Genomic DNA, 25125 nt, shown 5'->3' on the forward strand with positions numbered 1-25125 from the left:
CAAGAAACCTCAAGAGTGTACAAGTCGCCCGTCAGCCGCCGGTGAGGGGATCCTGGCGGTCAGCGGGCCCCGGCCGGCGTGCGCTTCCTGGAGGCGTAGATGTCGTCCACCAGCCCGTAGGAGCGGGCCTGCTCGGCCGTGAAGATGCGGTCGCGCTCGATGTCCTTCCTGATCTCCAGCGTGCCCCGCCCGGTGTGCCGCGACAGGATCTCCTCCTGCTGGTCGCGCATGCGCAGGATCTCTCTGGCGTGAATCTCCAGGTCGCTGCCCTGCCCGCGCCCGCCCTCCGTGGCCGGCTGGTGCAGCAGGACGCGCGCGTGCGGCAGCGCCGCCCGCTTGCCCGGCGAACCGGCCGCCAGCAGCACCGCCGCCGCCGAGGACGCCTCGCCGATGCAGACCGTGTGGATCTCCGGCCGGACGAACTGCATCGTGTCGTAGATGGCCGCCATCGCCGTGAACGACCCGCCGGGCGAGTTGATGTAGATGTTGATGTCCTGGTCGGGGTCGAGCGACTCCAGCGTGAGCAGCTGCGCCATCACGTCGTTGGCCACGGTGTCGTCGATGGGCGCGCCCATGAAGATGACGCGGTCCTCGAACAGCTTGGTGTAGGGGGTCATCTCCTTCATGCCGTAGGAGGTGCGTTCGGTGAACGAGGGCAGCACGTAACGGCCGTTCATCGGACTTTCCTTTCGCCGGAGCCCTCGGGCTCGAGCCTTGGGGAGGAAGCGGACCGCCGCGTGGCGGTGCGTGGATCGACGGTTCGCCGTCCGGGCGAAACATCGCATGCGGGAAACGGCGGTGCACCTGTGTGCGAGCTGCCACCGCCTGTGACGCCCGCGGGAAGGTCCGGCCCGTGAGAGCACGGACCTCCCGGAATCGTCCGTCAGGAGGGACTCACATCAGTTCATCCCTTCTGCGATGTGGTCGACGAAGCCGTAGTCGAGCGCCTCCCGGGCGGTGAACCAGTGGTCGCGGTCGGAGTCGGCCTGGATGCGCTCCAGCGGCTGGCCGGTGTGGTGGGCGATGATCTCGGCCATCCTGCGCTTGGTGAAGAGCATGTTCTCGGCCTGGATCGCGATGTCGCTGGCCGAGCCGCCGATGCCGCCGAGCGGCTGGTGCATGACGATGCGGGCGTTGGGCAGGGCGTAGCGCTTGCCCTTGGCCCCCGCCGACAGCAGCACCTGGCCCATCGACGCGGCGAACCCCATCGCCACCGTCGCCACGTCGCACGGCACGAACTGCATCATGTCGTAGAGCGCCAGCCCCGCATGCACGGAACCGCCAGGAGAATTGATGTAAAGGGTGATGTCGCGCGCGGGATCCTCGGCCGCCAGCAAAAGCAGCTCGCCGCATAGCCGGTTGCAGATCTCGTCGTCGACCTCCTGGCCGAGAACGACGATGCGCTCCTTCAGCAGGCGCTGGCTGAGCTGGTCAGGCCACTGTGCGCGCTGGGTCTCCGTCATGACCGTCACCTTCCTGTGCGGGTATTTCCGCGAAAAACGTTAGTGCGGGAAGACGCCAATACAGAATTCTTTCGCTGGCGGCGCATTTCTCTAAGGGCGCATTATTCTGTGAGCGAATAAACATCGACATATAATCGCCGGTGTGAGAAGGAACCTGCCGCGCCGGTGGGCGTGCCTCATCCTGGGCGGCGCGCTGCTGATGCCGTACATGATGGTCGGCGTCCTGGTCGCGGCGATCTGGCAGGGCGAGAACGCCAACGTCCTGCTGCCCACCCAGATCGGCGTGTTCGTGGCGGTGCTGCCCGTGGTGGCGGCGACCGGGCTGTTCCTGCCGGTGCGGGCGCTGGAGGTGAACGCGGCGCAGGGCCTGCTCGGGGCGCACGTCGAGACCCCGCCGCGGCAGGCGGGCCGCTCCTGGCAGGAGCGCCGCCGCACCGCCGCCTGGTTCACGCTGCATCTGGCGGTCGGCGGCGTGGTCAGCGGCTGCACGCTGGCGATCGTGCCGTTCACGGCGTTCACGCTCCTGTTGCCCATCGTCGGCAACCCGACGCCGGTGTTCGGCGCCGTCGTCACGCCGGGGTGGAACGCGGTGTCGTGGGCGCTGGGCGGGCTCGCGACGCTGGCGGCGCTGGTCGTCGTGGCCGCGGGGGCGGGCGCGCTGCTGGCCAGGCTGGCGCCCGTCCTGCTCGGCCCCACCCCGGCCGAGCGCCTGGCCGCCGCCGAGGAGCAGGCCCGTACGCTGGCCGAGCGCAACCGGCTGGCCCGCGAGCTGCACGACTCGGTCGGCCACGCGCTGAGCGTCGTCACCCTGCAGGCCGCGGCCGCGGGCCGGGTGCTCGACCGCGACCCCGCCACGGCCAAGACCGCGCTGGCCGCCATCGAGCAGTCCGCCCGCGCCGCCCTCGACGACCTCGACCACGTCCTGGGCGTGCTGCGTGACGGAGACCGCAGCGGCGCCCGTGACGGCACCCACGGTGGCATCCGCGACGGCGACCACGGTGCCGACCACGGTGGCGACCACGGTGGCCCCCGCGGTGGCGACCACGACGGCGGCGGTGTGCCGAGCAGGCGCCCGCAGGCCACGCTCGCCGATCTCGGCGACCTCGTCGCCGCCTCGGGCGCGCAGGTGCGGCAGGACGTCGGCGACCTGTCCGGAGTGCCCGCCGTCGTCTCCCGGGAGGGTTACCGCATCCTGCAGGAGGCGCTCACCAACGCCATCAAGCACGGCCGGGGCCCGGTGCTTCTGTCGGCCGGCGTCCAGGACGGCGAGCTGCGGCTCGAGGTCACCAACGCCGCCGGAGGCGACGGCGCCCGCCCTTCGGGGGGCAGGGGCGTGGCGGGCATGCGCGAGCGCGTGCGCCTGCTCGACGGCGACCTCCACGCCGGCCCCACGCAGGCCGGGTGGACGGTCTCCGCGCGCCTGCCGCTACGGTCGAGTCCATGACTCTCACTGTCGTCATCGCCGACGACGAGGACCTCATCAGGGCCGGCCTGCGCATCATCATCGACGCCGAGCCCGGCCTGAGCGTGGTGGGCGAGGCCGCCGACGGCGCCGCGGTCCTGCCCGTCGTCCGCCGCGAGCGCCCCGACCTCGTGCTGATGGACGTGCGCATGCCCGCCCTCGACGGCATCCAGGCCACCGAGCGCCTCATGGCGCTGGACGACCCGCCCAAGGTGCTGGTGGTGACGACCTTCGAGAACGACGACTACGTCTACGACGCGCTGCGCGCGGGGGCCAGCGGCTTCCTGCTCAAACGCGCCAGGCCCGACGAGCTGGTGCAGGCCGTCAAGCTGGTCGCGGCCGGCGAGTCGCTGCTGTTCCCCGCCGCGATCCGCACCCTCGCCGGGCGCCGCCAGGAGGCCTCCTTCTCGCCCGCCAAAGTGCCGGGCATCGACCGGCTGACCGGGCGCGAGGGCGACGTGCTGCGCCTGATGACCCGGGGCCTGTCCAACCACGAGATCGCCGCCGAGCTGGTCGTCAGCCAGGAGACCGTCAAGACGCACGTCGGCAACGTGCTGGGCAAGCTGGGAGCCCGTGACCGCACGCAGGCGGTGATCGCCGCCTACGAGTCCGGCTTCGTCTCCCCCAGCTGAGACCACCCGCTGACCACCCGCCTGACTACCCGCGCAGGCCCGCGCGCCTCATCAGCTCGGCGGCCGGCAGCACGGTCGCCTCGGCCGCCGTCAGCCCGGTGGACTCCAGGATCTGGTCGACGAGCCGCAGCCCCACCGCATATCCCGCCATGTCGGGAATGCCGCGCGGCTCCTGCCCGAAGTTGCGCGTCGCGCTGTCGCCCAGCACGTACGCCGGCGTGTTCTGCATCCCGGCGAGGTCGAAGGCCGCCATGATCTTCTCGTACGCCAGGTCGTACCTCTCCCCGGTCACCATCGACGACCACGGCCCCATCGCCCGCGCCCCCGACAGCTCCCGCACGAACGCCTCCGCCAACCCTTCGGCCAGCACGTGCTCGCCGACGGTCACGGTGACCGGATTCCACTCGACGTTGGTGTAGCGCACGCCGTGGTGGAACTCGTGCACCGCGAGGTGCCCGATCTTGCCGATCACCTCGTCGGACGGCCAGGCCAGCAGATAGATCATGCCCGGCGCGCCGCCCATGCCGTAGTAGCCGCCGGCCGTCGTCATGAGGTGCTCGTTGTCGGGGTTGCCCATGACGAACCACACGTCCAGCGTGTCGCCCTGCTTGGCCCCGGACAGGCGTTCGCAGGCACGGGTCAGCTCACGCCGCACCTGGCCCAGAACGTCTGCCTCGATCATGCGCTCGACGGCGGGCAGGTAGCGCGGATCGTCGGTGTCGGCCCGGAAACCACCGCCGTTGTGGTGGATGTCGACGATGTCGCCCGGCATCGGGATCGCGTCGCGCAGCGGCGCCAGCATCTCCCGCAGCGCGTCCGGCCGCCGGTCGAGCGGCCCGCGCAACATCCCGGCCATCGGCGTCAACGTGTCATGAACGATGAACTCCATGGCGCAGGACCCTAGAGTCTCACGTTACGTGAGGGTCAAACGCGTTACCGGCCCCGACGCGTCAGAGCTCCGGTTCTTCGCCCCTCTCGTCGCCCGGCGACTCTCCCGGGGTGCCCGGCCCGGTCCGGCTGGGCTCGGGCGACTGCGACGGCGAGGGCTGCGGCTCGGGAGTCTCCGGCGTCGGCGGCGGCGTCGGCACGAACACCGTCGGCGGCAGCTGCCTGGGCTGCGGCTCGCTGTCCTGCCGGCCGAGCACCAGCAGCAGCAGGATGGCCGTCACCAGGAGCAGCAGCAGCACCAGGGCCAGCGCGGCCATCAGCACCCGCTTGCGCGTCTCGGTCAACGGCCTGCGCCGCCTGGTCAGCCGGGGCAGCGCCGGCGCACGGTCGGTCAGCCAGTACGGTACGAAGTCCGGCCCGTGAGCCTTCCCGATGAGGGTCCCGCCCACCATCACCGGCTCCAGGAACCGTTCCGCCCCCGGCCGGCCCGGCGCGTACGGCACCGCCACCCACGGCGCCCGCCCGCCGTCCATGTCGAGCACCTCGGGCGCGCCCTCCAGCACCGCGGCCCGCGGCCGGCCCGCCCGCCCGAGCCATCCGCGCATCCCGGACGGCCGGCTCTCCCCGGCGTCCTTGACGGCCGTCACGAACCGGTCGCGCGCGGCGGCGTCGAGCGCGGCGCCTCTGGTGAGCACCGCCAGCGACACGGCGCGCCCGTCGGGCGCCTGGCCCAGGTACACGAACCCGGCCGGTGCCGTCTGCAGGCGCGCCCGCACCAGGTAGGGCCCCAGCCGGGGCGGATCGCCGTACTGCAGGGGACTTGCCACGTTTGCCATGAAAGCACAGACGTGGCGTCGTGCGAGTTTGCGGCACGTTTGGTGGAATGGGGCTCATGAGCGTCGTCGAAGAGTTGCCGGGCGGAAACGACGCGGCACTGCTGCGTCAAAGTCTCGACGAGGTCCGGCGTGTCATCGTCGGACAGGACCACATGGTCGAAAGACTCGTCGTGGCCCTGCTGGCCCGCGGGCACTGCCTGCTGGAAGGAGTCCCCGGCGTCGCCAAGACCCTCGCCGCGTCCACGCTGGCCACCGTCGTGGGCGGCACGTTCGCCCGCATCCAGTTCACCCCCGACCTCGTGCCGAGCGACATCATCGGCACCCGCGTCTTCCACCCCTCCAACGAGAAGTTCGACGTCGAGCTCGGTCCCGTGTTCGTCAACTTCCTGCTGGCCGACGAGATCAACCGCGCCCCCGCCAAGGTCCAGTCCGCGCTGCTTGAGGTCATGGCCGAGCGCCAGGTCACCCTGGCCGGCGTCACCCACCCGCTGCCCAAGCCGTTCATCGTGCTGGCCACCCAGAACCCCATCGAGTCCGAGGGCGTCTATCCCCTGCCCGAGGTGCAGCGCGACCGCTTCCTCTTCCGGGTGCGGGTGCCCCACCCCACCGCCCACGAGGAGCTGGAGATCCTGCACCGGATGAGCGTCACCCCGCCCGTCCCCGACCGGGTGCTCGACCCCGCCAAGCTGCTGACGCTGCAGAAGGCCGCCGAGGACGTCTCGGTCCACCAGCTCGTCGCCGACTACGTGGTACGCCTGGTCATGTCCACCCGCTCCCCCGGCGAGTACGGCCTCGACGAGCTGGCCGACACCATCGAGATCGGCGTCAGCCCTCGCGCCACGCTGGGCCTGGTCTCCGCCGGCCGGGCGCTGGCCCTGCTGCGGGGCCGCGACTACCTGCTGCCCGACGACGTGCGCGACGTGGCCGTGGACGTCATGTCGCACCGGCTGATGCTCACCTTCGACGCCCTGGCGGACGGCGTCGACCCCGAGCAGGTCGTCCGGCAGATCCTGCACGCCGTGCCCCCGCCCGTCGTCGTCTGGAACCAGAACCGGTGACCCGATGAACACCGCCGAGCAGGCGCTGCGCCGGCTGGAGCTGACCGTCACCCGGCGGCTCGACGGGCTGCTGCACGGCGCGCACCAGGGACTGCTGCCCGGCACCGGCAGCGAGGCCGGCGACAGCCGCGTCTACGTGCCCGGCGAGGACGACGTGCGCCGCATGGACTGGGCCGTCACCGCCCGCACCACCATCCCCCACGTACGCGACCTGATCGCCGATCGCGAGCTGGAGACGTGGGCGCTGGCCGACCTGTCGCCCAGCATGGACTTCGGCACCGCCGACACCGACAAGCGCGACCTGGTGGTGGCGGCGATCGGCGCGATCGGGTTCCTGTCCAGCAGGATGGGCGACCGGTTCGGCGCGCTGGTGATCCACGACGAGTACATTCACCGCATGCCCGCCCGCACCGGCCGGGCCGCCCTGTACGGGCTGCTCCACTCCCTCATGGAGGCCCCCCGCGGCCAGGTCGTGCCGGACCCGCCCGACCTGGCCGAGGGCATCGAGGTGCTGTCGGCCAGCCGCAGGCGGCGCGGCATGCGGCTGATCGTCTCCGACTTCCTCGACGCCCGCCCCGACCTCGACCCCGACGCCGAACGCCCGTGGGAGCGCCCCATCAGGCGCCTGGCGGCCCGCCACCAGGTGCTGGCCGTCGAGGTGATCGACCCGCGCGAGCTGGAGCTGCCCGACGTGGGCCGGGTCGCGTTCGCCGACCCCGAGACCGGGAACGTACGCGAAGTGCATCTTTCACCCAAAGTCCGGCAAGCGTATGCCGAAGCGGCAGCCCAGCAACGCGAGGGCACCCGCCGGGCGCTGCGCCGCGCCGGCATCGCCCACCTCGTCCTGCGCACCGACCGTGACTGGGTGTTCGACGTGGCACAGTTCGTCCTGCGCCAGCGCCGCATGAGCCACCTGGCCCACCGGAGACCCATGTGAGCGAGCGAAACGAGGAGACCATCACCGACGCTATCGTGGTCACGATGCCCGGGAAGGAGGCCTGGTGAGCTTTCTCGCCCCTGCCTGGCTGTGGTTGTTCGTGCTGGTGCTGCTGCTGGTGGCCGGCTATGTCGTGGCGCAGCTCGCCCGCCGCCGCTACACCGTGCGCTTCACCAACCTCGCGCTGCTCAACCTCGTCGCCCCCGCCGGGCCGGGCTGGCGCCGCCACGTGGCGCCCGCGCTGTTCCTGGTCATGATGTCGCTCCTGGTCGTCGGAGCCGCCAAACCCGCCGGCGAGGTACGCGTGCCGCGCGACCGCGCCACCATCATGATCGCGCTCGACGTGTCGTTGTCGATGGACGCCGACGACGTCGACCCCGACAGGATCAGCGCCGCCAAGGCGGCCGCGCAGGCGTTCGCCAAGGAGCTGCCCGACCGCTTCAACGTCGGCGTGGTCTCCTTCGCCCGCTCCGCCAACGTGGTCATCTCCCCCACCACCGACCACCAGGCCGTGATCACCGCCATCGGCAACCTCACCACCCGGCCGGGCACCGCGATCGGCGAGGCCGTCTTCAACTCCCTCGAAGCGGTGCGCTCGTTCGACCAGCAGGCCGTCACCGACCCGCCGCCGTCCGCCGTCGTGCTGCTGTCCGACGGCGACAACACCTCCGGCCGGTCGGTCAACGAGGCCATCGAGGCGGCCCAGCAGGCCGGCGTGCCGGTCTCCACGATCGCGTACGGCACCCAGGAGGGCACCGTCAACATCGACGGCAGGCCGGTGAACGTGCCGGTCAACAAGCAGACCCTGCAGTCGTTGTCCGACGGCACCAGCGGCCGCGCCTACACCGCCGAGTCCGGCTCCGAGCTGCGCGAGGTCTACGAGCAGATCGGCACCTCGCTGGGCTACAAGCTGGTCAACCAGGAGATCACCCAGTGGTTCATCGTGGCCGCCATCATGGCCGGGCTGCTGGTGGCGGGAGCGGCCGTGCTGTTCGGCACCAGGATCCCGTAACGTTCTGCCCCGTGGCCCACTACTTCTCCGAGCAGCCGAAGAGCGCGAGCAAACCGGGCTCGGCCGACCTGGTCCTGCCCGACCTGCACCTGCGGCTGGAGACCGACAGGGGTGTGTTCTCCCCCGAGCGGGTCGACCTCGGCACGCGCGTGCTGCTGGAGAGCGTCCCGCCGCCGCCGCAGGAGGGCGACCTGCTCGACCTGGGCTGCGGCTACGGCCCCATCGCGCTGACCATGGCGTCGCGCGCGCCGCGGGCGACGGTGTGGGCCGTCGACGTGAATCGGCGGAGCCTGGAGCTGACCGCGCGCAATGCCCAAGCCGCCCGCCTTTACACAGTAAGGTCGGTGCATGTGGACGATGTGCCGGACGACGTGAGGTTCCGCGCCATCTGGTCCAATCCCGCGATCCGCATCGGCAAGCAGGCCCTGCACGACATGCTCACCAGGTGGCTGACCCGGCTGACGCCCGACGGCGTGGCCTACCTGGTCGTCCAGAAACACCTCGGCTCCGATTCCCTGCAGCGCTGGCTCGGCGAGCAGGGCTGGCAGGCCTCCCGCGAGACCAGCCGAGCCGCCTACCGCATCCTGAAGGTGACCCGATGAGAAGGCAGTTGCGCCCCACCGACGTCAAGCGGCTCAACCGCACCTGGCGCAGGAACACCCACAACCGCCTCGGCCTGATCGTCGAGTCGGTCACCGGCCCGTTCAACATCGGCTCGATCTTCCGCAGCGCCGCCGCCTTCGGCGTCGACGAGGTCTGGCTCGCCGGCAACGCGACCCCGCCGACCAATCCCAAGGCGGGCAAGACCGCGCTGGGCACCGAGCGGCTCGTCACCTGGCACGAGGCGATGCCGGCCACCGAGGCGGTCAAGGCCGCGCGCGAAGTGGGCTACACGGTGCTGGCCGTCGAACTGACCGCCGATGCCGTGCCCCTGCACCGGGCGGAGCTCGGCCGCGACGTGTGCCTGGTGGTCGGCAGCGAGGACCACGGCTGCTCCCCCGCCCTGCTCGACGCCGCCGACGGCGCCTGCTACATCCCCCAGGTCGGCCGGGTGGGCTCGTTCAATGTCGCGGTGGCGACGGCCATCGCCCTGGCCGAGGTTCGCCGCCAGGAATGGGAGAATCTCCCCGAATCGTAATCCGCACCGTTCCCCCAGAAGGGCATACTTCAGGACGTGCTCAGCCGCCGTTTCGCCTTTCTCGACCACCCGGGCCCGCTGGCCTTCGCCCACCGCGGCGGAGCGGCGGAGAACGCGGAGAACTCCGCCGCCGCGTTCGAGCGGGCGGTCGGCCTCGGATACACCCATCTGGAGACCGACGCCCACGCCACCGCCGACGGCGTGCTGCTCGCCTTCCACGACCACACGCTCGACCGCGTGACCGACCGGCGGGGCCGCATCTCCGAGCTCCCCTACCGGGAGGTCAAACGGGCCCGCATCGACGGCGTGCACGAGATCCCGCTGCTGGAAGACCTGCTGGGCTCCTGGCCGGAGATCCGTTTCAACATCGACGTCAAGGAATCGGCCGCCATCGCCCCGCTCGCCGCGGCGGTCCGGCGCACCAACGCCTACGACCGGATCTGCCTGACCTCCTTCTCCGACGAGCGCCTGGCCCTGGCCAGGGCGGCGCTGGGCAGGGAGGTGTGCTCGGCGCTCGGCCCGCGTGGCGTCGCCGCGCTGCGCGCCGCCGCCGCGACCTCCGGCTACGGGCGGCTGCTCGCCCGCCTGTCCCGCGCCAGGGTGCCGTGCGCGCAGGTGCCGGCGGGTTTCCGCGGGCTGCGCGTCACGACCCGGGCGCTGGTCCGCACGGCGCACGCCATCGGCATGCAGGTGCACGTGTGGACCGTCAACGACACCGCCCGCATGGAGCGCCTGCTCGACCTCGGCGTCGACGGCATCATGACCGACAACGTCACCGGCCTGCGCGACGTCCTCCAGCGTCGCGGCCAGTGGCACCCCGGCCGGTTGGCCGCCTGAGAGCGACGCACCCCCGCCCTGCCCTCATAGGAGCGACACGACACCATGCCCGCACCCGCACCCCCCGGGGCCCTCGACGACTCCCCCGCAGCCCGCCGGCGCGAGCAACGCGGCTGGTACCTCTACGACTGGGCCAACTCCGCCTTCTACACCACGATCATCTCGGTCTTCCTCGGCCCCTACCTCATCCCGGTCGCCAAGACCGCCGCCTGCGCCCAGGACTTCCCCGGCATGGCCTCCGGCCAGTGCGTGGCCGCCTTCGACGACCTGGTGATCGCCAACCCCGGGCTGGGGTACGTCGACGTGCTCGGCGCCGGCATCAGGCCGGCCGCGTTCTTCGGGCTGATCATGACGGTCGCGGTGCTGCTGCAGATCCTGTTCCTGCCCATCGTGGGCGCGCTGGCCGACCACACCGGGCGTAAGCGGGAGATGCTCGGCGGTTTCGCCTACGTCGGCGCGCTGGCCACCATGGGCCTGTACTTCGTCGAGGGTGACCGCTACATGCTCGGCGGCGTGCTGTTCGTCGTGGCCAACCTGGCCTACGGCTCCTCGGTCGTCGTCTACGACTCGTTCCTGCCGCAGATCTCCACCCCGGCCGAACGCGACACGGTCTCCTCGCGCGGCTGGGCCATCGGCTATCTCGGCGGCGGCCTGCTGCTGGCTCTCAACCTGGTGCTCTACCTGCAGCACGAGAGCCTGGGGCTGGCCGAGGGCATGGCGGTGCGCATCAGCATGATGTCGGCGGGACTGTGGTGGGCCATCTTCACCGTCGTCCCGCTGCTGCGGCTGCGCAACCGGCCGGTGCCCGCGCACGAGACCACGGCGCTGCGCTCGGCCGGAGGCAGCTTCCGCCAGCTCGGCCGCACGCTGGCCGAGCTGCGCCGCTACCCGCTGACGTTGCTGTTCCTGGTGGCCTACCTCGTCTACAACGACGGCGTGCAGACGGTCATCGGCAACAGCGCGGCCTTCGCCTCCGAGGCTCTCAAGCTGGACAAGACCGTGCAGATCAGCGCGATCCTGATGGTGCAGTTCGTGGCGTTCTTCGGCGCGCTGCTGCTCGGGCGGCTGGCGGGCGTCTTCGGCACCAAGCGCACGGTGCTGGCCAGCCTGGTGGTGTGGACCGCGATCGTGGTGGTGGCCATGTTCGTCGGTGAGAGGCAGGCCCTGCAGTTCTACCTGATGGCGTTCGCGATCGCGATCGTGCTCGGCGGCACCCAGGCGCTGTCGCGCTCGTTGTTCTCGCAGGTGATCCCGAAGGGGCGCGAGGCCGAATACTTCAGCCTGCTGCAGATCAGCGACAAGGGCTCGGCGTTCATCGGCTCGCTGACGGTGACGGTGGCGCTGCAGCTCACCAACAGTTACCGCATCGCCATCGTCTCCATGATTATCTTTTTCGTGCTCGGTTTCGTGCTCCTGGCCCTGACCAACCTGCCCAAGGCCATCCGCGCCGCGGGCAACGAGGTGCCCGAGCGCATCTGAGCGCTCAGCCGGCGCCCCCTCCGGCGCCACCGGCGGCCCGAGTGCCGACGAGCATCGTGCCCGGCCCCTGGGACGCTCCAGGGCCGGGCACGGCCGTCACCGTGCCGGCGGTGACCTCCCCGCCGCAGTGCGGGCAGGTGACCACGGGCGTGAAACGCTCGCCACAGGAGTGCACCAGCAGCGCGGGCGGGCCGCCCGGCGGGGTGGACCAGCGATCGCCCCAGGCCATCAGGGTCGTCAGGGCGGGCACGATGTCGCGGCCCGCCTCCGTGAGGACGTACTCGTGGCGCACCGGCCGCTCCTGGTAGGGGCGCTTCTCCACCACCCCCGCCGCCACCAGACGCTCCAGGCGGCCGGCCAGGAGGTTGCGGGAGATGCCCAGGTCCGCCGCCAGATCGTCGAACCTGCGCAGCCCGAGGAACAGGTCGCGCAGGATCAGCGGCGTCCATGGCTCGCCGACCACCCCGACGGCCTGGGCGATGGAGCAGTGCATCTCACCGAACCTGTTCATGGACCCAGGATAGTGGGTTGATAAAGTGTACTCATGACAGTTCATATTCAGGCCTCACCAGCCGCGGCCTACCGCCGGGCCGGCGAGGCCCACGACCTCGACGCGCTCATGACCACGCTCGCCGCCGACGTGACCCTGCACTCCCCGCTCAGCGCCGGGGCCACCTTCGAGGGCAAGGACCAGGTGGGCGAGCTGTTCTCCGTCGTGCTGAGCGTCCTGTCCGGCATGCGCTACCACAGCGACATCGGCGACGACCGGACGCGCGCGCTGACCGCGACCGCCCGCCTGGGGAGCCTGGAGATCCACGAGGCCGCCGTCGTCGAGGTGGACGACGACGGTCTGGTCAGCGACATCACCCTGTTCATCCGGCCGCTGCCCGCCTTGACCGCGCTGATGGGCGCGCTGGGCCCCGGCATGGCCCGCGCGTCCGGCAGGCCGGGCCTGGCACTGCTGGTCGGCGCCGCCGTCAGGCCGCTGGCGGCGATGACCCGGCTGGGCGACAGGACACTGGTGCCGCTGGTGACCCGGCGAGGCAGAAGATAGCCGATCTCAATCGAGAGCAGTGCTCTTGACATGAGCCTCGCAAGTGGAGAGCATTGCTCTCACACAAGAGCGGAGCACATTTCAAGGAGCACTGATGTCCACCAAACCGGTCGCCGCGGCGTTCGCCGCGGCAGGGATCCTCTTCTTCCTCTATCCCGCGATCCGCCCCTCGGGCGACGATGCCGCGGCCATGGCCTCCTCCGCCTGGGTCGCCGGGCATTCCGCCGCGATGATCGGGTTCGTCCTGCTCGGCCTGGCGGTGCTCGGGCTGCACCAGGTGCTCGGCGACCGGCTGTCGCTGCGGGCCGCGGCGGTGACCTGGGCAGGCGCGGGCCTGACACTCCCCTATTACGGCGCGGAGACGTTCGGGCTCCACGTGATCGCCCGGCGCTCCCTGCGCGACCAGGCGCCCGCGCTGACGGAGCTGGCGGCGGAGTTCAGGTTCGGGGCCGTCCCCGTCAGCATGTTCGCGGCCGGGCTCGTCCTGCTCGCCGCCGGCACGGTGATGGCCGCGGTGTCCGTCTGGCGGTCAGGAACGCTGCCCAAGTGGAGCGGGACGGTGCCGGCACTCGGATTCGTGCTGTTCATCCCGCAGTTCTTCGGGCCGTATCCGCTGCGCATCGCGCACGGCGCCCTCATCATGGCCGGCGCGCTGTGGCTCGCGGCGGCGATCGTGAGCGGGCGTCGCGGGAAAGCGGTCACGGGCCGAGCAACCGGCTGAAACGCGGTGCGTACGCGCTGAGCTGGCCCGGAACCCCCGAACCGCCCGGCCAGGAGACCCGCGGCCGGGCCTCGCAGGAAGAACCGAGGCCCCAAGCGCGATTGGATCACCCCACGGGTGGGAATCCCATCACGGTACCAAGCGTTAGACACCGTGGGAGACAGACCCCCCACGCATGGGGGCCCTGTAGGAGGCATTGAAACATGGGCGAGCGCGCGCTTCGTGGCACCCGGCTCGGGGCAACCAGCTACGAAAACGACCGTAACACGGATCTGGCCCCACGCCAGGAGGTGTCCTACACCTGTCCTAAGGGGCATTGCTTCGAGGTTCCGCTTGCCGCCGAGGCTGAGATCCCCGCGACGTGGGAGTGCCGCATGTGCGGTGCGACCGCCGTCCGCGTGGACGGCGAGCAGCCGGAATCGAAGAAGACCAAACCGCCGCGGACACACTGGGACATGCTCCTGGAGCGGCGATCCATCGAAGATCTCGAGGAGGTGCTCAACGAGCGGCTCGCCGTGCTGCGAGCCCAGCGTCGTAAGAGCGCCTGATCTCCTCTCACGGTGAAACCCCCGGGCGGCGCCCGGGGGTTTTCTCGCGCGGAAACGTCAGGATTCGCGGTCTTCCCGGATCACCTCGCCGTGCACCACCTGGGCGCCCTTCGGCGCGCCCTCATCGGGAGAGGCGGTGCCGGGGAAGTCACCACCCGGCGGGAACATGCCGGCGTAGGGGGAGGCGGCGGCCATGCGCTTCACCCTGCGTTCGAAGAACGACGAGCCCAGGCGGCGCATCAGCGGCCGGGTCACCGGCAGGACGCAGGCCAGCCCGAGGACGTCGGTGACGAAGCCCGGCACCAGCAGCAGCCCGCCGCCCACCAGGATCAGGCCGCTGTCGGCCAGCTCGCGCTCGGGCATGCGCCCCGTCTGCATCGACTCCTGAAGGACGCGCCAGGCCCTGCGTCCCTCGCGCCGCATCAGCCAGGCCCCCAGCAGGCTGCCGGCGATGAGCAGGGCCACGGTCGCCGGCCCGCCGATCGCGGCCCCGACCTGGAACATCAGCCAGATCTCCAGGACCGGGAAGAGCAGGAAGGGCAGGAAGAGCAGCAGCCGCATCGTTTCCTCGATTCCACACGCGCGTACAGCAGGAACAACGCGCGGCGCCGCCGAACCGTTCCGCCGCGTCCGAGATCGGTGATCCTCGCCCTAGTCGTGGCCTCGCCTGCCGCGCAAACGTTTGGGCAGGCCCGTGACACCCCACAGCCCGATCCGCCACAACGCCTCGGACATGACCTTGCCGCTCATCTTGCTCTTGCCGACCGTACGCTCCACGAACGTGATCGGCACCTCGACCACCCGCAGCCCGTGCCGTGACGTGCGCAGCGTCAGGTCGACCTGGAAGCAGTAGCCCTGCGACTCCACTCCCGCCAGCCCCACCTTGTCCAGCGTGGCCGAGCGGTAGGCGCGGAACCCGGCGGTCGCGTCGCGCACGGGCAGGCCGAGCATGACCCTCGTGTAGATGTTGGCGCCCTTGGACAACATCTCGCGCCGGTGCGGCCAGTTGACCACCTTGCCACCGGGCACGTAGCGGGAGCCGATCGCCAGGTCGGCCCCGTCGGCCAGCGCCTCCAGCAGCTTGGGCAGCTCCTCCGGCTGGTGCGAGCCGTCGGCGTCCATCTCGACCAGCACGTCGTAGCCTTCGTCCAGGCCCCAGCGGAACCCGGCGATGTACGCGGCGCCGAGGCCCTGCTTGCCGGGCCGGTGCAGGACGTGCACGTGGTCGTCGCCGGCGGCCAGCCCGTCGGCGATCTCGCCGGTGCCGTCGGGGCTGTTGTCGTCGGCCACGAGCACGTGGGCCGTCGGCACGGCGGTCCGCAGCCGCTCGACGATCTTGGGAAGGTTGTCGCGCTCGTTGTATGTCGGCACGACGACGAGCACCCGGCCGAGAGTCTCCATGTCAGTCGTTCCTCATCCGGTCTTCTCGCCGCCTGCCACGCCACGCGGCGACTCCGGCCGCCGCCGCTCCCATCACCATCAATGCCCACTCAGGAAACGCCCCCACCCTGGTTGCAAGCGTTTTCTCAGTGCGTACGGGCACCTTGACCACGTTCATGTCCGCGACCAGTTCGCGGGTCTGCCAGGAGACCTTACCGTCAGGCGTGACAAACGCGGAGATCCCTGTGGTGGCCGCGGTCACGACGGCCCTGTTGTGCTCCACCGCCCGCAGCTTCGACATCGCCAACTGCTGCGGCGGCAGGTTGGACAGGGCGTAGCTGGCGTTGTTGGTCTGCACCACGAGGGGGGTGCCCCCGGCACGCACGGTCTCGCGCACGGTGCCGTCGTAGGCCACCTCGTAACAGTTGACCGCGCCGATCGTCACCGGCCCCATCCTCAGGTCGCCCGGCTTGTCGCCCGGCACCGACTGGCGGCCCACCAGTCCGGCCCGTTCCCACAGGGCCAGCACGATGTCCTTGAGGGGCGTGAACTCCCCGAACGGCACCAGGTGCTGCTTGTCGTAGTAGTCGCCCGCTCCGGTCACCGGGTCCCACACGAGGCTGCGGGTGGCGCGGTGCTCGTCGCCGATCGCCACGACCGCGCCGACGAGCGTGGGAACCCCGATGTCCCGAACGGAGTCGTGGATGGTCTCCCGGGCGAACTGGTCGCGGTAGGGGTCGATGTCGGTGGAGTTCTCCGGCAGGACGACCAGGTCGGGCTTGGGGAGTTTGCCCTCGCGTACGGCCTGGGCCAGGCGCTTGGTCTCGTTCGCGTGGTTGCGCAGGACGACGGCGGGCTCGTCGCCGAGCACGTTCATGCCCCGGCCGGGCACGTTGCCCTGCACGATGCCGATGTTGACCGTACGGCCCTCGTCGCCCGGCCTCGGCACGGCCAGGCTCAGCACGGGCACGGCCAGGGCCAGCGCCACGGGAGCCGCCCTGCGCCAGAGCGCGTGCCCGCCACGCGACAGGAAGGCGTGGGCCAGCAGGGCGCCGCACAACACGACGGCGAACGACACCAGCGGCACGCCGCCCAGCGCCGCGTAGGTCGTGAACAGCGACTCCCCCTGGCTGAAACCCACCCGCGCCCACGGGAACCCGCCGAAGGGCACCAGGCCGCGCAGCCATTCCATGGCCACCCACAGGCCGCCGAACCACACCGGCCAGCCGGGCAGGCGGAACACGAGCGCCGCCGCGGCGGCCATGGCGGCGTAGAAGAGGCTCTCCGCGCCGACGAGCATGAGCCAGACGTCGTCGCCGATCGTGCGCACCCACGCCACGCCGGGGAACAGGAACGCCGCGGCGCCCACGTAGCCGAGCCAGGCGGCCCTCCTGGGGCGGGTGCCGTGGAGGGAGGCGACGATCAAGGCGATGCCCAGCGGTGCCAGCCACCACCAGTCGAGCGGCGGGAAGGCGGCGAACAGCGCCAGCCCGCCGACCACGGCCGCCGCGACCCTGGCCGCCAGCACGCGCCGCGGCTCGCGTCCCGGCTCGCCTGCGGCCCTGGGCCCACCCTTCGCCGGCACGCCGTCACCGGTCACGGCCTCGGCTTCGCCCCGCGTCCCGCGCGCCTCGCCACCCTCGCTCACGCCGCGGCCCCGCACGCCCTGGCTCACCTCGGACGCGGGCCCGGATTCAAGCCCGGACTCAAGCCCGGGCCCGGGCTCAGCCAGGGACTGGGACGTCAGTTCAGGCCCGGCCCCGGGCTTGGACTCGGACTCGGGTTCGGGCTGGGGCGACGCGGCGGCAGGGGCGTGACCACCGCCAGGGGTCGAGTCGCGCCCGGGTGTGGGCGGTAGGCTCGTTCTGTCCTGAACCACTCCGGGGTCTCCTCCGCCGTCATCGCACGCCTGCTTGCGAAAACGCTACCGTCCCACGGCCCCACTTCATGCAGCGCGGCGCGGGGAGATCGAAAAAAGGCGGGCGGTCGCGGCAGGGTGATCCCGCGGGTGACGGGACCACCCGGCGCACGGCGGTCCTGCGCACGAGAACGGGAAGAGGGCCCGGAAACCCTTCGGACCGGACCCGTCTCGTCGGCGGCGAGCGCGGAATTCCGTTGTCTACTGGGCTCCCGGGCCCGTCCCGGGTCCAACCCCCCGCCCGGTTGGGGTGCCCCGACTCGACGGACCGACGGCCCTGCACCTGGCTGTGTGGACGAAGTCACACTCCGTCACGGACGCAGGATCCGGCGATGTCAGAGACGGCCAACCGGCCAAGTCCCGTGCTGGACTGCGCAGCAAACTACCGACTCCACCTCAGATGTCAACCGTGTCCCGATCAGCAGAAACATCAAGTTTTCGCAGGTGGTACATGATCGGCGGCCCGCGGTAAAGCGGATCAAAGCCCCTTTGCGGGCACCTGCGAGCGGCCGGGCAGGCCCTTCAGCGCCTCGGAGAGCGGCTGCTCGTGCACGACGCCGAGCCGTTGCGTGGCACGGGTGAGAGCAACATACAGGTCGCTCGGCCCTCGTGGCGACTGGGCGGCGATGAGGTCGGGCTCGGCCACGATGACCGAGTCGAACTCCAGCCCCTTCGCGTCCGTCACCCCCATCACGGCCACCGGCGCGTCGAGCGCCTCCGCACCCTTCGCCCGGCCGGCCCCCGGCGTCACCACCACGGTGCCGGCCACGGCCGCGGCGACCTCGGCGCCGAGCGTGGCGAGCAACCTGTCGGGCACCACCACGGCGATCTTGCCGCCCTCGCCCACCTCGGCCTTGACCAGCTCGGCCAGCGCGGAGAGCGGCGCCGACCAGGGTTGCACGCCCAGCTCGCGGACGGACACCGGGGCCTCGAGCGCGGGGTCGACGGTGGCCAGGACGCGCGCCGCGACCGCCATCAGCTCCACCGGCGTGCGGTAGTTGACGCTCAGCCCCTCCTGGCGCCAGCGCCCGGCCACGTAAGGGTCGAGCACCTCCGCCCAGGAGCGCGCGCCGGCCGCCGAGCCGGTCTGCGCGATGTCGCCGACGATCGTCATCGAACGCGTGGGGCAGCGCCGCATGACGGCCCGCCAGGCCATCGGCGACAACTCCTGCGCCTCGTCCACGATCACGTGCCCGTAGGCCCAGGTGCGGTCGGCGGCGGCGCGCTCGGCGGTGGTGAGGTGAGGGCCGTCGCCACGCTGGCGTTCGGCGAGGCGCTCGGCCTCCATGACGTCGGACAGGCCCGTCAGCTCCAGGACCTCCCGGGCGTAGGCGAGTTCGGCCTCGCGCTCGCTCTCCTCGGCCTGCCTGGCGGCGGCCAGTTCCTCCTCCGCCTGCATGGCGCTGGCGCGCAGCACCTGCTCGTCGATGTCGCCGAGCAGGTCGGCCGCCTCGTCGAGCAGCGGCACGTCGGACTCGGTCCACGCGCCGCCGTCCCGGCGCAGCAGCGCACGCTCGCCGGGGGTGAGGGACGAGGCCGCGTACTCCAGGCGCTCGGGCGAGCCGTACAGGCCGAGCAGGAGGCGTTGCGGGGTGAGATACGGCCACAGCCGGTTGAGCGCGGACTTGACGACCGGCTCGGTACGCAGCTCCTCGCGCATGTCGGCCAGGTCGTCCTCGTCGATGAGCCCCTTGCCTATCTTGCGGGCCTGCTGCCGGGCCAGCGCGTTGAGCAGCGACCTGACGAACACCGCGCGGGCCTGGTTGTGCGGGCGGCGCGAGCGGGTCGCCTTGTTCCTGGCCGCGTCGAGCATGGCGCGGTCGATGGTGAGGGTGAGGCGGCCGAGGGTGAGCTCGACGGGCTTGCGCGGCACCCGCTGCCGGTCGCGTACGGCCTTGGCGATCACCGCGGCCATCCGTGCGTCCCCCTTCAGCGCCGCCACCTCGGCCCGCTCGCGGGCGGTGGCGGTGACGCCGGGATAGAGCTCGCCGACCGTGGACAGCAGCACGTCGTTCTCGCCGAGCGAGGGCAGGACCTGCTCGATGTAGCGCAGGAACGTGAGGTTGGGCCCGAGGATCAGCACACCCCTGCGCTCCAGCCGCTCCCTGTGCGTGTAGAGCAGGTACGCGGCGCGGTGCAGGGCCACGACGGTCTTGCCGGTGCCGGGGCCGCCCTGCACGACCAGGACCCCGTTCAGGTCGCCGCGGATGACGCGGTCCTGCTCGGACTGGATGGTGGCCACGATGTCGCGCATGCGGCCCGTGCGCCGCTCGTCCAGCGCGGCCAGCAGGGCCGCCTCGCCGTTGAGCGTGGCCCGGTCGTCGTCGGTGAGCGAGTCGAGGTCGAGCAGGTCGTCGTCGACGCCGACCACCGCGCGGCCCTTGGTCTGCAGGTGGCGACGCCTGGTCACGCCCATCGGGGCGGCGGGTGTGGCGCGGTAGAACGGCTGCGCGACCGGCGCCCGCCAGTCGATCAGCAGGCGCTGCTGCTCGTCGTCGGTGAGGCCGAGCTTGCCGATGTAGAGGCGGCCCTCGTCGACGTGGTCGAGCCGGCCGAAGACCAGGCCGCGCTCGACCGCCCAGAGCCGGGCGAGCCTCACGGCGTACATCTCGGCGAACGTGTCGCGCTCCGACCTGTTCTGCATCGTGCCGACGGCGCCGCTGGCCAGCACCTCCTTCAGCTGTCGCTGGGTGCGCTCGCGCAGCTCGTCGAGACGGTCATAGAGGCGGGTGACGTACGCCTGCTCTCTGGCGCGTTCCGTTTGACGCGTTACCGTCTGACCATTAATGTGGTTAATGGGACACTCCGGGCCATTCTGCTTGTTGTTACGACAAACGATGACATTAGCACGCCTGGTGCAGCACTCCCATCACTTCGTCCCGTTCACTGCGACTCTCGGATTATCAGCGATCCGCCGCGTAGCGGGTATCCCGTTCGCCGCCGCCCGCGCAGGCGGGCGAGAAGCCGCTCTCTTCTGGGAGCGGAGGAGTCACTCCTGCGCCCGGTCATCCACAGCACGTACAGCGTGCACCACACGACACACACGGCGGGAGCCCGGCGTGCCCGGGCGCCCGCTACGGGCGGCCGTGGGCGGCGCCCACCGGAGCCGTGCCTGACCCGCGGAGAACGGCGCCCACCAGGACCACCGCCCCGGCGGCGGCGTAGGCGGGCGTGCCCGCCGCCGGGGCGAGGTAGGCCACCGCGCCCGCCAGGGGGACGCCGAGCCACTCCCAGCGGCCGTCCAGGGCCACCAGGGCGACGATCAGCAGCGCGTACCACGGATATCCGGGGGTCAGCAGCAGGAACGCCGTCCCGGTGACCACCAGCGCGCCCCGCCACGGCCGGTCCGGATCGCCGCGCGTGACGACGTGGAACGTCACCGCCGCCATGACGAGGAGGACGGCGGGCACGGCCCAGGAATCGGGAAGCACCAGCCGCAGCAGCCCGTAGCGGTCGCGCGCCCCGGCCTCGTCGTAACCCTCCTCGGCCACGTACCCGGACAGGTAGCCCAGCACCGAACCCCGCGACACCAGGACGTAGGGCAGGTAGGCGGCGGCCACGACGAGAACGGCGAGCGCCGTCGTCCCCACGGCCCGCCGTGCCGCCCGGCCGCTCGACAGCGCCCCGGACAGTGCACCGGGCAGCACCACGGCAGGCACCAGCTTGACCGCGATCGCCCCGCCGAGCAGCACCCCCCGCAAGAAGGGCGCCGCCCGCCCGCCGAGGGCGAGCACCACGGCGGCGACGGCGAGCATGTCGACATGGGCGTTGTTCACCGCCTCCATGGGAACGGCCGGGCACCACGCCCAGTACGCGGCCCGCCGGCCATCGCTCCCGCGCAGCAGGACCAGCAGCGTGCCCGCGGCCAGCAGCGCACCGGCGACCTGGAGCGGCTTGTGCCGGGTGTCGCCGGGCGACAGCCGGTCCACCACCATGAAGTACGCCTCCGCCAGCGGCGGGTAGATCGTGTGCGCGGACGGCCTGTTGATCCTCGTGCACGCGCCCCCTTCGATCGGGTAGAAGTGCCCCTCCGAGCAGCGGGGGAACAGCCACGGGTCCCGGAGCGAGGCGAGCGCGGGGTCGGCCGGGGCGTGGTCGTAGGGCGAGATGCCGGCCGACTGGACGCGGCCGTCCCAGGCGTAGCGGAAGGAGTCGGTGCTGGTCGCCGGAGGCCCGAGCAGCCCGGTGGCGATCATGGCCAGGCCGCCCGCCAGCACCAGCCTTCCCGCCGCCGGTCCCGGCACGCCGCGCGACACCCACACCGCGGCCCCGAACAACGCCCACGTGATCGCGTACCACCCCACCAGGGTGCTGCCGGGGGGCGCTTGGAAGATCGCGGCCAGCACCGCCGCCTGGACGGCGAGCAACGCGGCGACTGCCGGGCCCCGCCGTCCGGACTCCCCCATCGCCCGCCTCGCATTCCCCGCCACGTCCGCGGCGTCTCCCCCGACAGGGACACGTCCACATCATCGGCCACGCTCCCCCGGAAGGCGCCGATCTCCGGCTCCCCTGGCGTGCCTCGCCGGCGAGGGCCTCACGCGAATCCCCCGGCGGGACGGGGTCAGCCGGTGCGTTCCGCGGCGGCTTCGCCGGCCAGCTCGGGGGCGCGGTGCTCGTAGGGGGTGCTCAGCACGACCGTGGTCCGGGTCGAGACGTTGGCCGAGGCCCGGATCTGCTGCAGCAGGTCTTCGAGCGCCACCGGCGAGGCCACGCGGACCTTCAGGATGTAGCTTTCGTCACCCGCCACGCTGTGGCACGCCTCGATGGCCGTCAGGTGCGCCAGCCGGTCCGGGGCGTCGTCGGGGGCGGCGGGGTCGATCGGCTTGATCGACACGAACGCGGTCATCGGCAGCCCGACGGCGTCATGGTCGATGATCGCGGCGTATCCGCGGACGACTCCTCGTTTCTCGAGCCTGCGTACGCGCTGGTGCACGGCCGAGACCGAGAGCCCGGTCTCCCTGGCCAGATCGGTGAAGCTCATGCGGCCGTCGCGGGCCAGCAGCGTGACGATCCGGCGGTCGATTTCCTCCACCGGTCAAAGGTAGCCGGTCATGGTCACGACATGGTCCCGACCGGGGAGACGCCCCTGCGGATCGCGTGCTCCATCAGCGTGATGAGCACCTCCCTGCCGGAGTCGCGCCTGCGGGCGTCGCAGAGCACGATGGGGACGTCCGGCTCCAGGCCGATCGCCGAGCGCACCTCTCCGACGGTGAAGGGCCTGCTGCCTTCGAAGCAGTTGAGCGCCACGATGAACGGCTGGTCGCGCTTCTCGAAATAGTCGACGGAGGGGAAACAGTCGTCGAGGCGGCGGGTGTCGGCCAGCACGACGGCGCCGAGCGCGCCCACGGCCAGCTCGTCCCAGACGAACCAGAACCGTTCCTGGCCGGGGGTGCCGAACAGGTAGAGCATGTAGTCGTTGCGGATCGTGATGCGGCCGAAGTCCATGGCCACGGTGGTGGTGAGCTTGCGCTCGACGCCCGCGAGGTCGTCGATGTGCGCCCCGATATGGGTGAGCGCCTCTTCCGTGCGCAGGGGCCGGGTCTCGGACACGGCTCCGACCATGGTGGTCTTCCCCGCGCCGAAGCCCCCGGCGATCAGAATCTTGATCGCCGTGGGAAGCCGCCAACGGTCAGTGTGACCGAATTCCATCCAGCACCGCCTGTACCTCTCCCGCGCATGCACAACCCCGCCCCTGTGGTGCCGTGGTCAGTGGTACCTGTCAAGGCGCGTTGAGGAGGTCGATCCACATGCCTGGCATCGAGACACCCTAGCAACGCCACATTTTCCTCTCAAGCCGCAAGCTTTTACAAGAAACAAAATGTCACGGTTTGTTGCCCATAACGCCCTTATTCGCCGATACTGCCGGGCCAGTGTCAAGCTCGCCTGTCAAGGAATCCGACAAGTCTTTTACGCTGTCCGGTCGAAGTCCGAAATTCCGTTGATGCCGGCGGTGAAGCCGATCTGTCTTCGCAGGTAGATGGCGGTGCGCGGGCTGCGCTCCCGTACCGGCTCGATGAGGCCCGCGGCCTCGCGCGCCAGCCCGGCCATCGCCTCCCTCACCTCGGTGCTGCTGACGCCGAGCGACAACACGTTCAGATCGCCCCAGCTCACGTCCTTGCGGTAGGAGGTGACGTCGCCGAGCAGGTGCAGGTAGCGCTGGACCAGCCTGCTGACGTCCCGCAGGTCCTCCAGGTGCGCCCTGGCCCAGCGGTCGGCGGTGTAGATCCAGTGCGACAGGTCGACGAAGCACGAGCCGCGGCTGTCGGCGTTGTCGAGGTAGCGCTCCAGCGTCGGCACGGCGTTCCCGTCGCGCCACACCCACGCCCTGACCATGCACGCCAGCATCCTGGCGAGCTGGTCGCGCCAGAGCCACCGCAGCTCGCCGAACTCCCGGGCGGTGGCCAGCTCGTCGCGCAGGTCGGCAAGGAAACGGGTGGCCGCCGACCGGGGCACGGCGCCGTCGGCGACGGACAGGCACTCGCGGACCACGCGGTCGACCTGCTCCCGGGTGATCGCGCTGTGGTTGACCAGCCGGTCGACGGCCTTCACCCACAGGGCGGCCCTGTTGACCACCTTCAGGCGATCGGCGCCGGCCCAGGGCGCGCTGAAGGCCGTGGTGAGAGTGAGGGCGTTGTAGCACTCCGCGTCGAAGGCCGCCGCGGGGAACAGCCCGCTGTACATCTCCGCGCACCGTCGCAGGTCTCTGCCGCATTCGGCGGCCAGCGCGCATGTCCGCCCGAGCTCGAACGCCTCGTTCAGCTCGTCGTCGCGCATCCTAGGGCCGCTCGATCGGCTCGCGGATCATGGGCGACGACCCCCAATATCCGGCTATATATCCTGTTACCGAATTGTTTCATGATCGTGCGCGTGCGATCAAGGTATCAGCAGCGTGGCCGATCAGCCCGCTCCGTTGACTGCGGGCGACACTCCTCTGGCCGGCCCGCGCCCGGCAGCGGATCCCGGCCGGCCCCGGGCGTCCTGGGCGAAGGCCCGGGCAGGTCTAGCCGTCCAGGCGTCCCCAGGCCACGGTGGCGTCGTCGTGCGGCTTGCCGGACACCGGCCCGCGGGCCGACTCCAACTCCCGCACGGCCGCGATCAGCGCGGCGGGCCCCTGGTCGGCCAGCGCCGCCGGCACGTCCGCCCACCTCCATCCGTACCAGTCGACGAGTCTCGCCGCCCCGTCGGTGAGCACCGCCACCCCGGTGGCGGCCACCGCCCCGCACACGCTCTCCCTGGCCGCCTCGGGGCGCGCGCCCGCCACCCAGAAGCCGCCGGGCGCGTTGCGCATCCGCCGCACCAGCTCCAGCGAGTACGGCCGCCCGCCCGGCAACCGCTCGAGCCGGTCGTCGACCACCGCCAGGGTCCCGCCGTCGGCGAGGGAACACACGACCGGCGAATCCCCCAGCACGAGGTAGTCGACCCGCCCGCGATCCGCCCGCACCATCGCCACCGTCGAGGACGGCGAGTCGGGGTTGCCCAGGTCGCAGCCGCCGCCGTGGGCCGCCGCCAGTTCCTCGATGGAGGACTCCAGGATCGCGGCCAGCGTGTCGCCCTGGCCGGTGGCCAGCCGCGCCGCCAGCGCTCCCCCGAGCCGCGCCACGAGCCACGGGACGTCGTGCGCGCACCCGCTGTCCACCCCGGCCGCCGCGGTGGCCCCGTCGAGCACGACGATCCACGACGGCCCGGCGATCACCAGGTCCTCGTTCCTGCGCGGAGAACCGGCGCTGGTGGCGTACGTGACCTCAGTGAACATGGCAGCGAC

Annotated in this window: 26 protein-coding genes; 12 read left to right on the forward strand and 14 right to left on the reverse strand. The window is 71.4% G+C overall.

The genetic code is table 11. The annotated features are described in order from the left end of the window. Positions 1 to 59: 59 nt before the first annotated feature. Complete coding sequence (locus ABGB01_RS31860) at positions 60 to 677, reverse strand: ATP-dependent Clp protease proteolytic subunit (protein WP_347619437.1); 618 nt, start codon at positions 675 to 677, stop codon at positions 60 to 62. 222 nt (positions 678 to 899) lie between these two features. Further along, positions 900 to 1463, reverse strand: a complete 564-nt coding sequence (locus tag ABGB01_RS31865) for an ATP-dependent Clp protease proteolytic subunit (protein ID WP_347645101.1) — start codon at positions 1461 to 1463, stop codon at positions 900 to 902. Positions 1464 to 1605: 142 nt separating this feature from the next. Between ABGB01_RS31865 and ABGB01_RS31870 the strand changes: the two genes are divergently transcribed. Both ABGB01_RS31870 and ABGB01_RS31875 read left to right on the forward strand, forming a co-directional pair. Beyond that, positions 1606 to 2907, forward strand: a complete 1302-nt coding sequence (locus ABGB01_RS31870; RefSeq protein ID WP_347777202.1) for a histidine kinase — start codon at positions 1606 to 1608, stop codon at positions 2905 to 2907. Next, positions 2904 to 3557, forward strand: a complete 654-nt coding sequence (locus ABGB01_RS31875; protein WP_347777203.1) for a response regulator transcription factor — start codon at positions 2904 to 2906, stop codon at positions 3555 to 3557. The genes ABGB01_RS31870 and ABGB01_RS31875 overlap by 4 nt, the downstream gene beginning before the upstream one ends. A gap of 25 nt (positions 3558 to 3582) precedes the next feature. Here the strand turns inward: ABGB01_RS31875 and ABGB01_RS31880 are convergent, their stop codons facing one another. After that, complete coding sequence (locus ABGB01_RS31880; protein WP_347777204.1) at positions 3583 to 4446, reverse strand: DUF2268 domain-containing putative Zn-dependent protease; 864 nt, start codon at positions 4444 to 4446, stop codon at positions 3583 to 3585. Positions 4447 to 4507: 61 nt separating this feature from the next. Continuing rightward, positions 4508 to 5281: a hypothetical protein gene (locus ABGB01_RS31885; RefSeq protein ID WP_347777205.1), complete on the reverse strand. Its 774-nt coding sequence runs from the start codon at positions 5279 to 5281 to the stop codon at positions 4508 to 4510. A 56-nt stretch (positions 5282 to 5337) separates the two neighbouring features. Between ABGB01_RS31885 and ABGB01_RS31890 the strand changes: the two genes are divergently transcribed. From ABGB01_RS31890 to ABGB01_RS31920, 7 genes are all read left to right on the forward strand, one after another. Then, complete coding sequence (locus tag ABGB01_RS31890; protein ID WP_347777206.1) at positions 5338 to 6339, forward strand: AAA family ATPase; 1002 nt, start codon at positions 5338 to 5340, stop codon at positions 6337 to 6339. A 4-nt stretch (positions 6340 to 6343) separates the two neighbouring features. Next, positions 6344 to 7276, forward strand: a complete 933-nt coding sequence (locus tag ABGB01_RS31895; RefSeq protein WP_347777207.1) for a DUF58 domain-containing protein — start codon at positions 6344 to 6346, stop codon at positions 7274 to 7276. Between the two features lie 64 nt (positions 7277 to 7340). Next, complete coding sequence (locus tag ABGB01_RS31900; protein WP_347777208.1) at positions 7341 to 8288, forward strand: VWA domain-containing protein; 948 nt, start codon at positions 7341 to 7343, stop codon at positions 8286 to 8288. An 11-nt stretch (positions 8289 to 8299) separates the two neighbouring features. Further along, on the forward strand, positions 8300 to 8890 hold the full coding sequence (locus ABGB01_RS31905) for a methyltransferase (protein ID WP_347777209.1): 591 nt from the start codon (positions 8300 to 8302) through the stop codon (positions 8888 to 8890). Further along, positions 8887 to 9426, forward strand: a complete 540-nt coding sequence (locus tag ABGB01_RS31910) for a TrmH family RNA methyltransferase (protein ID WP_347777210.1) — start codon at positions 8887 to 8889, stop codon at positions 9424 to 9426. The genes ABGB01_RS31905 and ABGB01_RS31910 overlap by 4 nt, the downstream gene beginning before the upstream one ends. Positions 9427 to 9462: 36 nt before the next feature. Beyond that, positions 9463 to 10263: a glycerophosphodiester phosphodiesterase family protein gene (locus ABGB01_RS31915; protein ID WP_347777211.1), complete on the forward strand. Its 801-nt coding sequence runs from the start codon at positions 9463 to 9465 to the stop codon at positions 10261 to 10263. A 45-nt stretch (positions 10264 to 10308) separates the two neighbouring features. After that, complete coding sequence (locus tag ABGB01_RS31920) at positions 10309 to 11742, forward strand: MFS transporter (protein ID WP_347777212.1); 1434 nt, start codon at positions 10309 to 10311, stop codon at positions 11740 to 11742. A 4-nt stretch (positions 11743 to 11746) separates the two neighbouring features. Here the strand turns inward: ABGB01_RS31920 and ABGB01_RS31925 are convergent, their stop codons facing one another. Further along, the gene (locus tag ABGB01_RS31925) at positions 11747 to 12253 is read right to left on the reverse strand and encodes a helix-turn-helix domain-containing protein (protein ID WP_347777213.1); all 507 of its coding nucleotides are present in this window, start codon (positions 12251 to 12253) and stop codon (positions 11747 to 11749) included. 33 nt (positions 12254 to 12286) lie between these two features. On the opposite strand from ABGB01_RS31925, the gene ABGB01_RS31930 reads away from it, so the two are divergent. The 3 genes from ABGB01_RS31930 (at position 12287) to ABGB01_RS31940 (ending at position 14065) form a co-directional block, all read left to right on the forward strand. Beyond that, a complete protein-coding gene (locus tag ABGB01_RS31930; protein ID WP_347777214.1) occupies positions 12287 to 12796 on the forward strand; it encodes a nuclear transport factor 2 family protein in 510 nt (169 codons plus the stop codon). Between the two features lie 94 nt (positions 12797 to 12890). Next, a complete protein-coding gene (locus tag ABGB01_RS31935; protein ID WP_347777215.1) occupies positions 12891 to 13517 on the forward strand; it encodes a hypothetical protein in 627 nt (208 codons plus the stop codon). Positions 13518 to 13720: 203 nt separating this feature from the next. Beyond that, positions 13721 to 14065 carry an RNA polymerase-binding protein RbpA gene (locus tag ABGB01_RS31940; protein WP_132639740.1) on the forward strand — a complete coding sequence of 115 codons (345 nt, stop codon included), beginning with the start codon at positions 13721 to 13723 and terminating at the stop codon, positions 14063 to 14065. A 57-nt stretch (positions 14066 to 14122) separates the two neighbouring features. On the opposite strand, the gene ABGB01_RS31945 is transcribed toward ABGB01_RS31940, so the two are convergent. The 9 genes from ABGB01_RS31945 to ABGB01_RS31985 all read right to left on the reverse strand — a co-directional run bounded on the left by ABGB01_RS31945 (position 14123) and on the right by ABGB01_RS31985 (position 25116). Then, complete coding sequence (locus ABGB01_RS31945; protein WP_347777216.1) at positions 14123 to 14626, reverse strand: FxsA family protein; 504 nt, start codon at positions 14624 to 14626, stop codon at positions 14123 to 14125. Positions 14627 to 14716: 90 nt separating this feature from the next. Then, a complete protein-coding gene (locus tag ABGB01_RS31950; protein ID WP_347777217.1) occupies positions 14717 to 15466 on the reverse strand; it encodes a polyprenol monophosphomannose synthase in 750 nt (249 codons plus the stop codon). A 1-nt stretch (position 15467) separates the two neighbouring features. After that, on the reverse strand, positions 15468 to 17108 hold the full coding sequence (gene lnt, locus ABGB01_RS31955) for an apolipoprotein N-acyltransferase (protein ID WP_347777218.1): 1641 nt from the start codon (positions 17106 to 17108) through the stop codon (positions 15468 to 15470). 733 nt (positions 17109 to 17841) lie between these two features. Continuing rightward, positions 17842 to 20034, reverse strand: coding sequence for an ATP-binding domain-containing protein (locus ABGB01_RS31960; RefSeq protein WP_347777219.1), 2193 nt, complete (start codon positions 20032 to 20034; stop codon positions 17842 to 17844). A 403-nt stretch (positions 20035 to 20437) separates the two neighbouring features. Beyond that, on the reverse strand, positions 20438 to 21793 hold the full coding sequence (locus ABGB01_RS31965; RefSeq protein WP_347777220.1) for a glycosyltransferase 87 family protein: 1356 nt from the start codon (positions 21791 to 21793) through the stop codon (positions 20438 to 20440). Between the two features lie 131 nt (positions 21794 to 21924). Then, positions 21925 to 22395, reverse strand: a complete 471-nt coding sequence (locus ABGB01_RS31970; RefSeq protein ID WP_347619415.1) for an Lrp/AsnC family transcriptional regulator — start codon at positions 22393 to 22395, stop codon at positions 21925 to 21927. 23 nt (positions 22396 to 22418) lie between these two features. Further along, positions 22419 to 23012 (reverse strand): ATP/GTP-binding protein, encoded by a 594-nt coding sequence (locus tag ABGB01_RS31975; protein ID WP_347777221.1) that lies wholly within the window; start codon positions 23010 to 23012, stop codon positions 22419 to 22421. 258 nt (positions 23013 to 23270) lie between these two features. Beyond that, positions 23271 to 24137 carry a terpene synthase family protein gene (locus tag ABGB01_RS31980; RefSeq protein ID WP_347777222.1) on the reverse strand — a complete coding sequence of 289 codons (867 nt, stop codon included), beginning with the start codon at positions 24135 to 24137 and terminating at the stop codon, positions 23271 to 23273. A 226-nt stretch (positions 24138 to 24363) separates the two neighbouring features. Further along, positions 24364 to 25116: a protein phosphatase 2C domain-containing protein gene (locus tag ABGB01_RS31985; protein ID WP_347777223.1), complete on the reverse strand. Its 753-nt coding sequence runs from the start codon at positions 25114 to 25116 to the stop codon at positions 24364 to 24366. Positions 25117 to 25125 lie beyond the last annotated feature (9 nt).

The organism is Nonomuraea sp. B5E05 (assembly GCF_039880665.1).
GTDB lineage: Bacteria > Actinomycetota > Actinomycetes > Streptosporangiales > Streptosporangiaceae > Nonomuraea.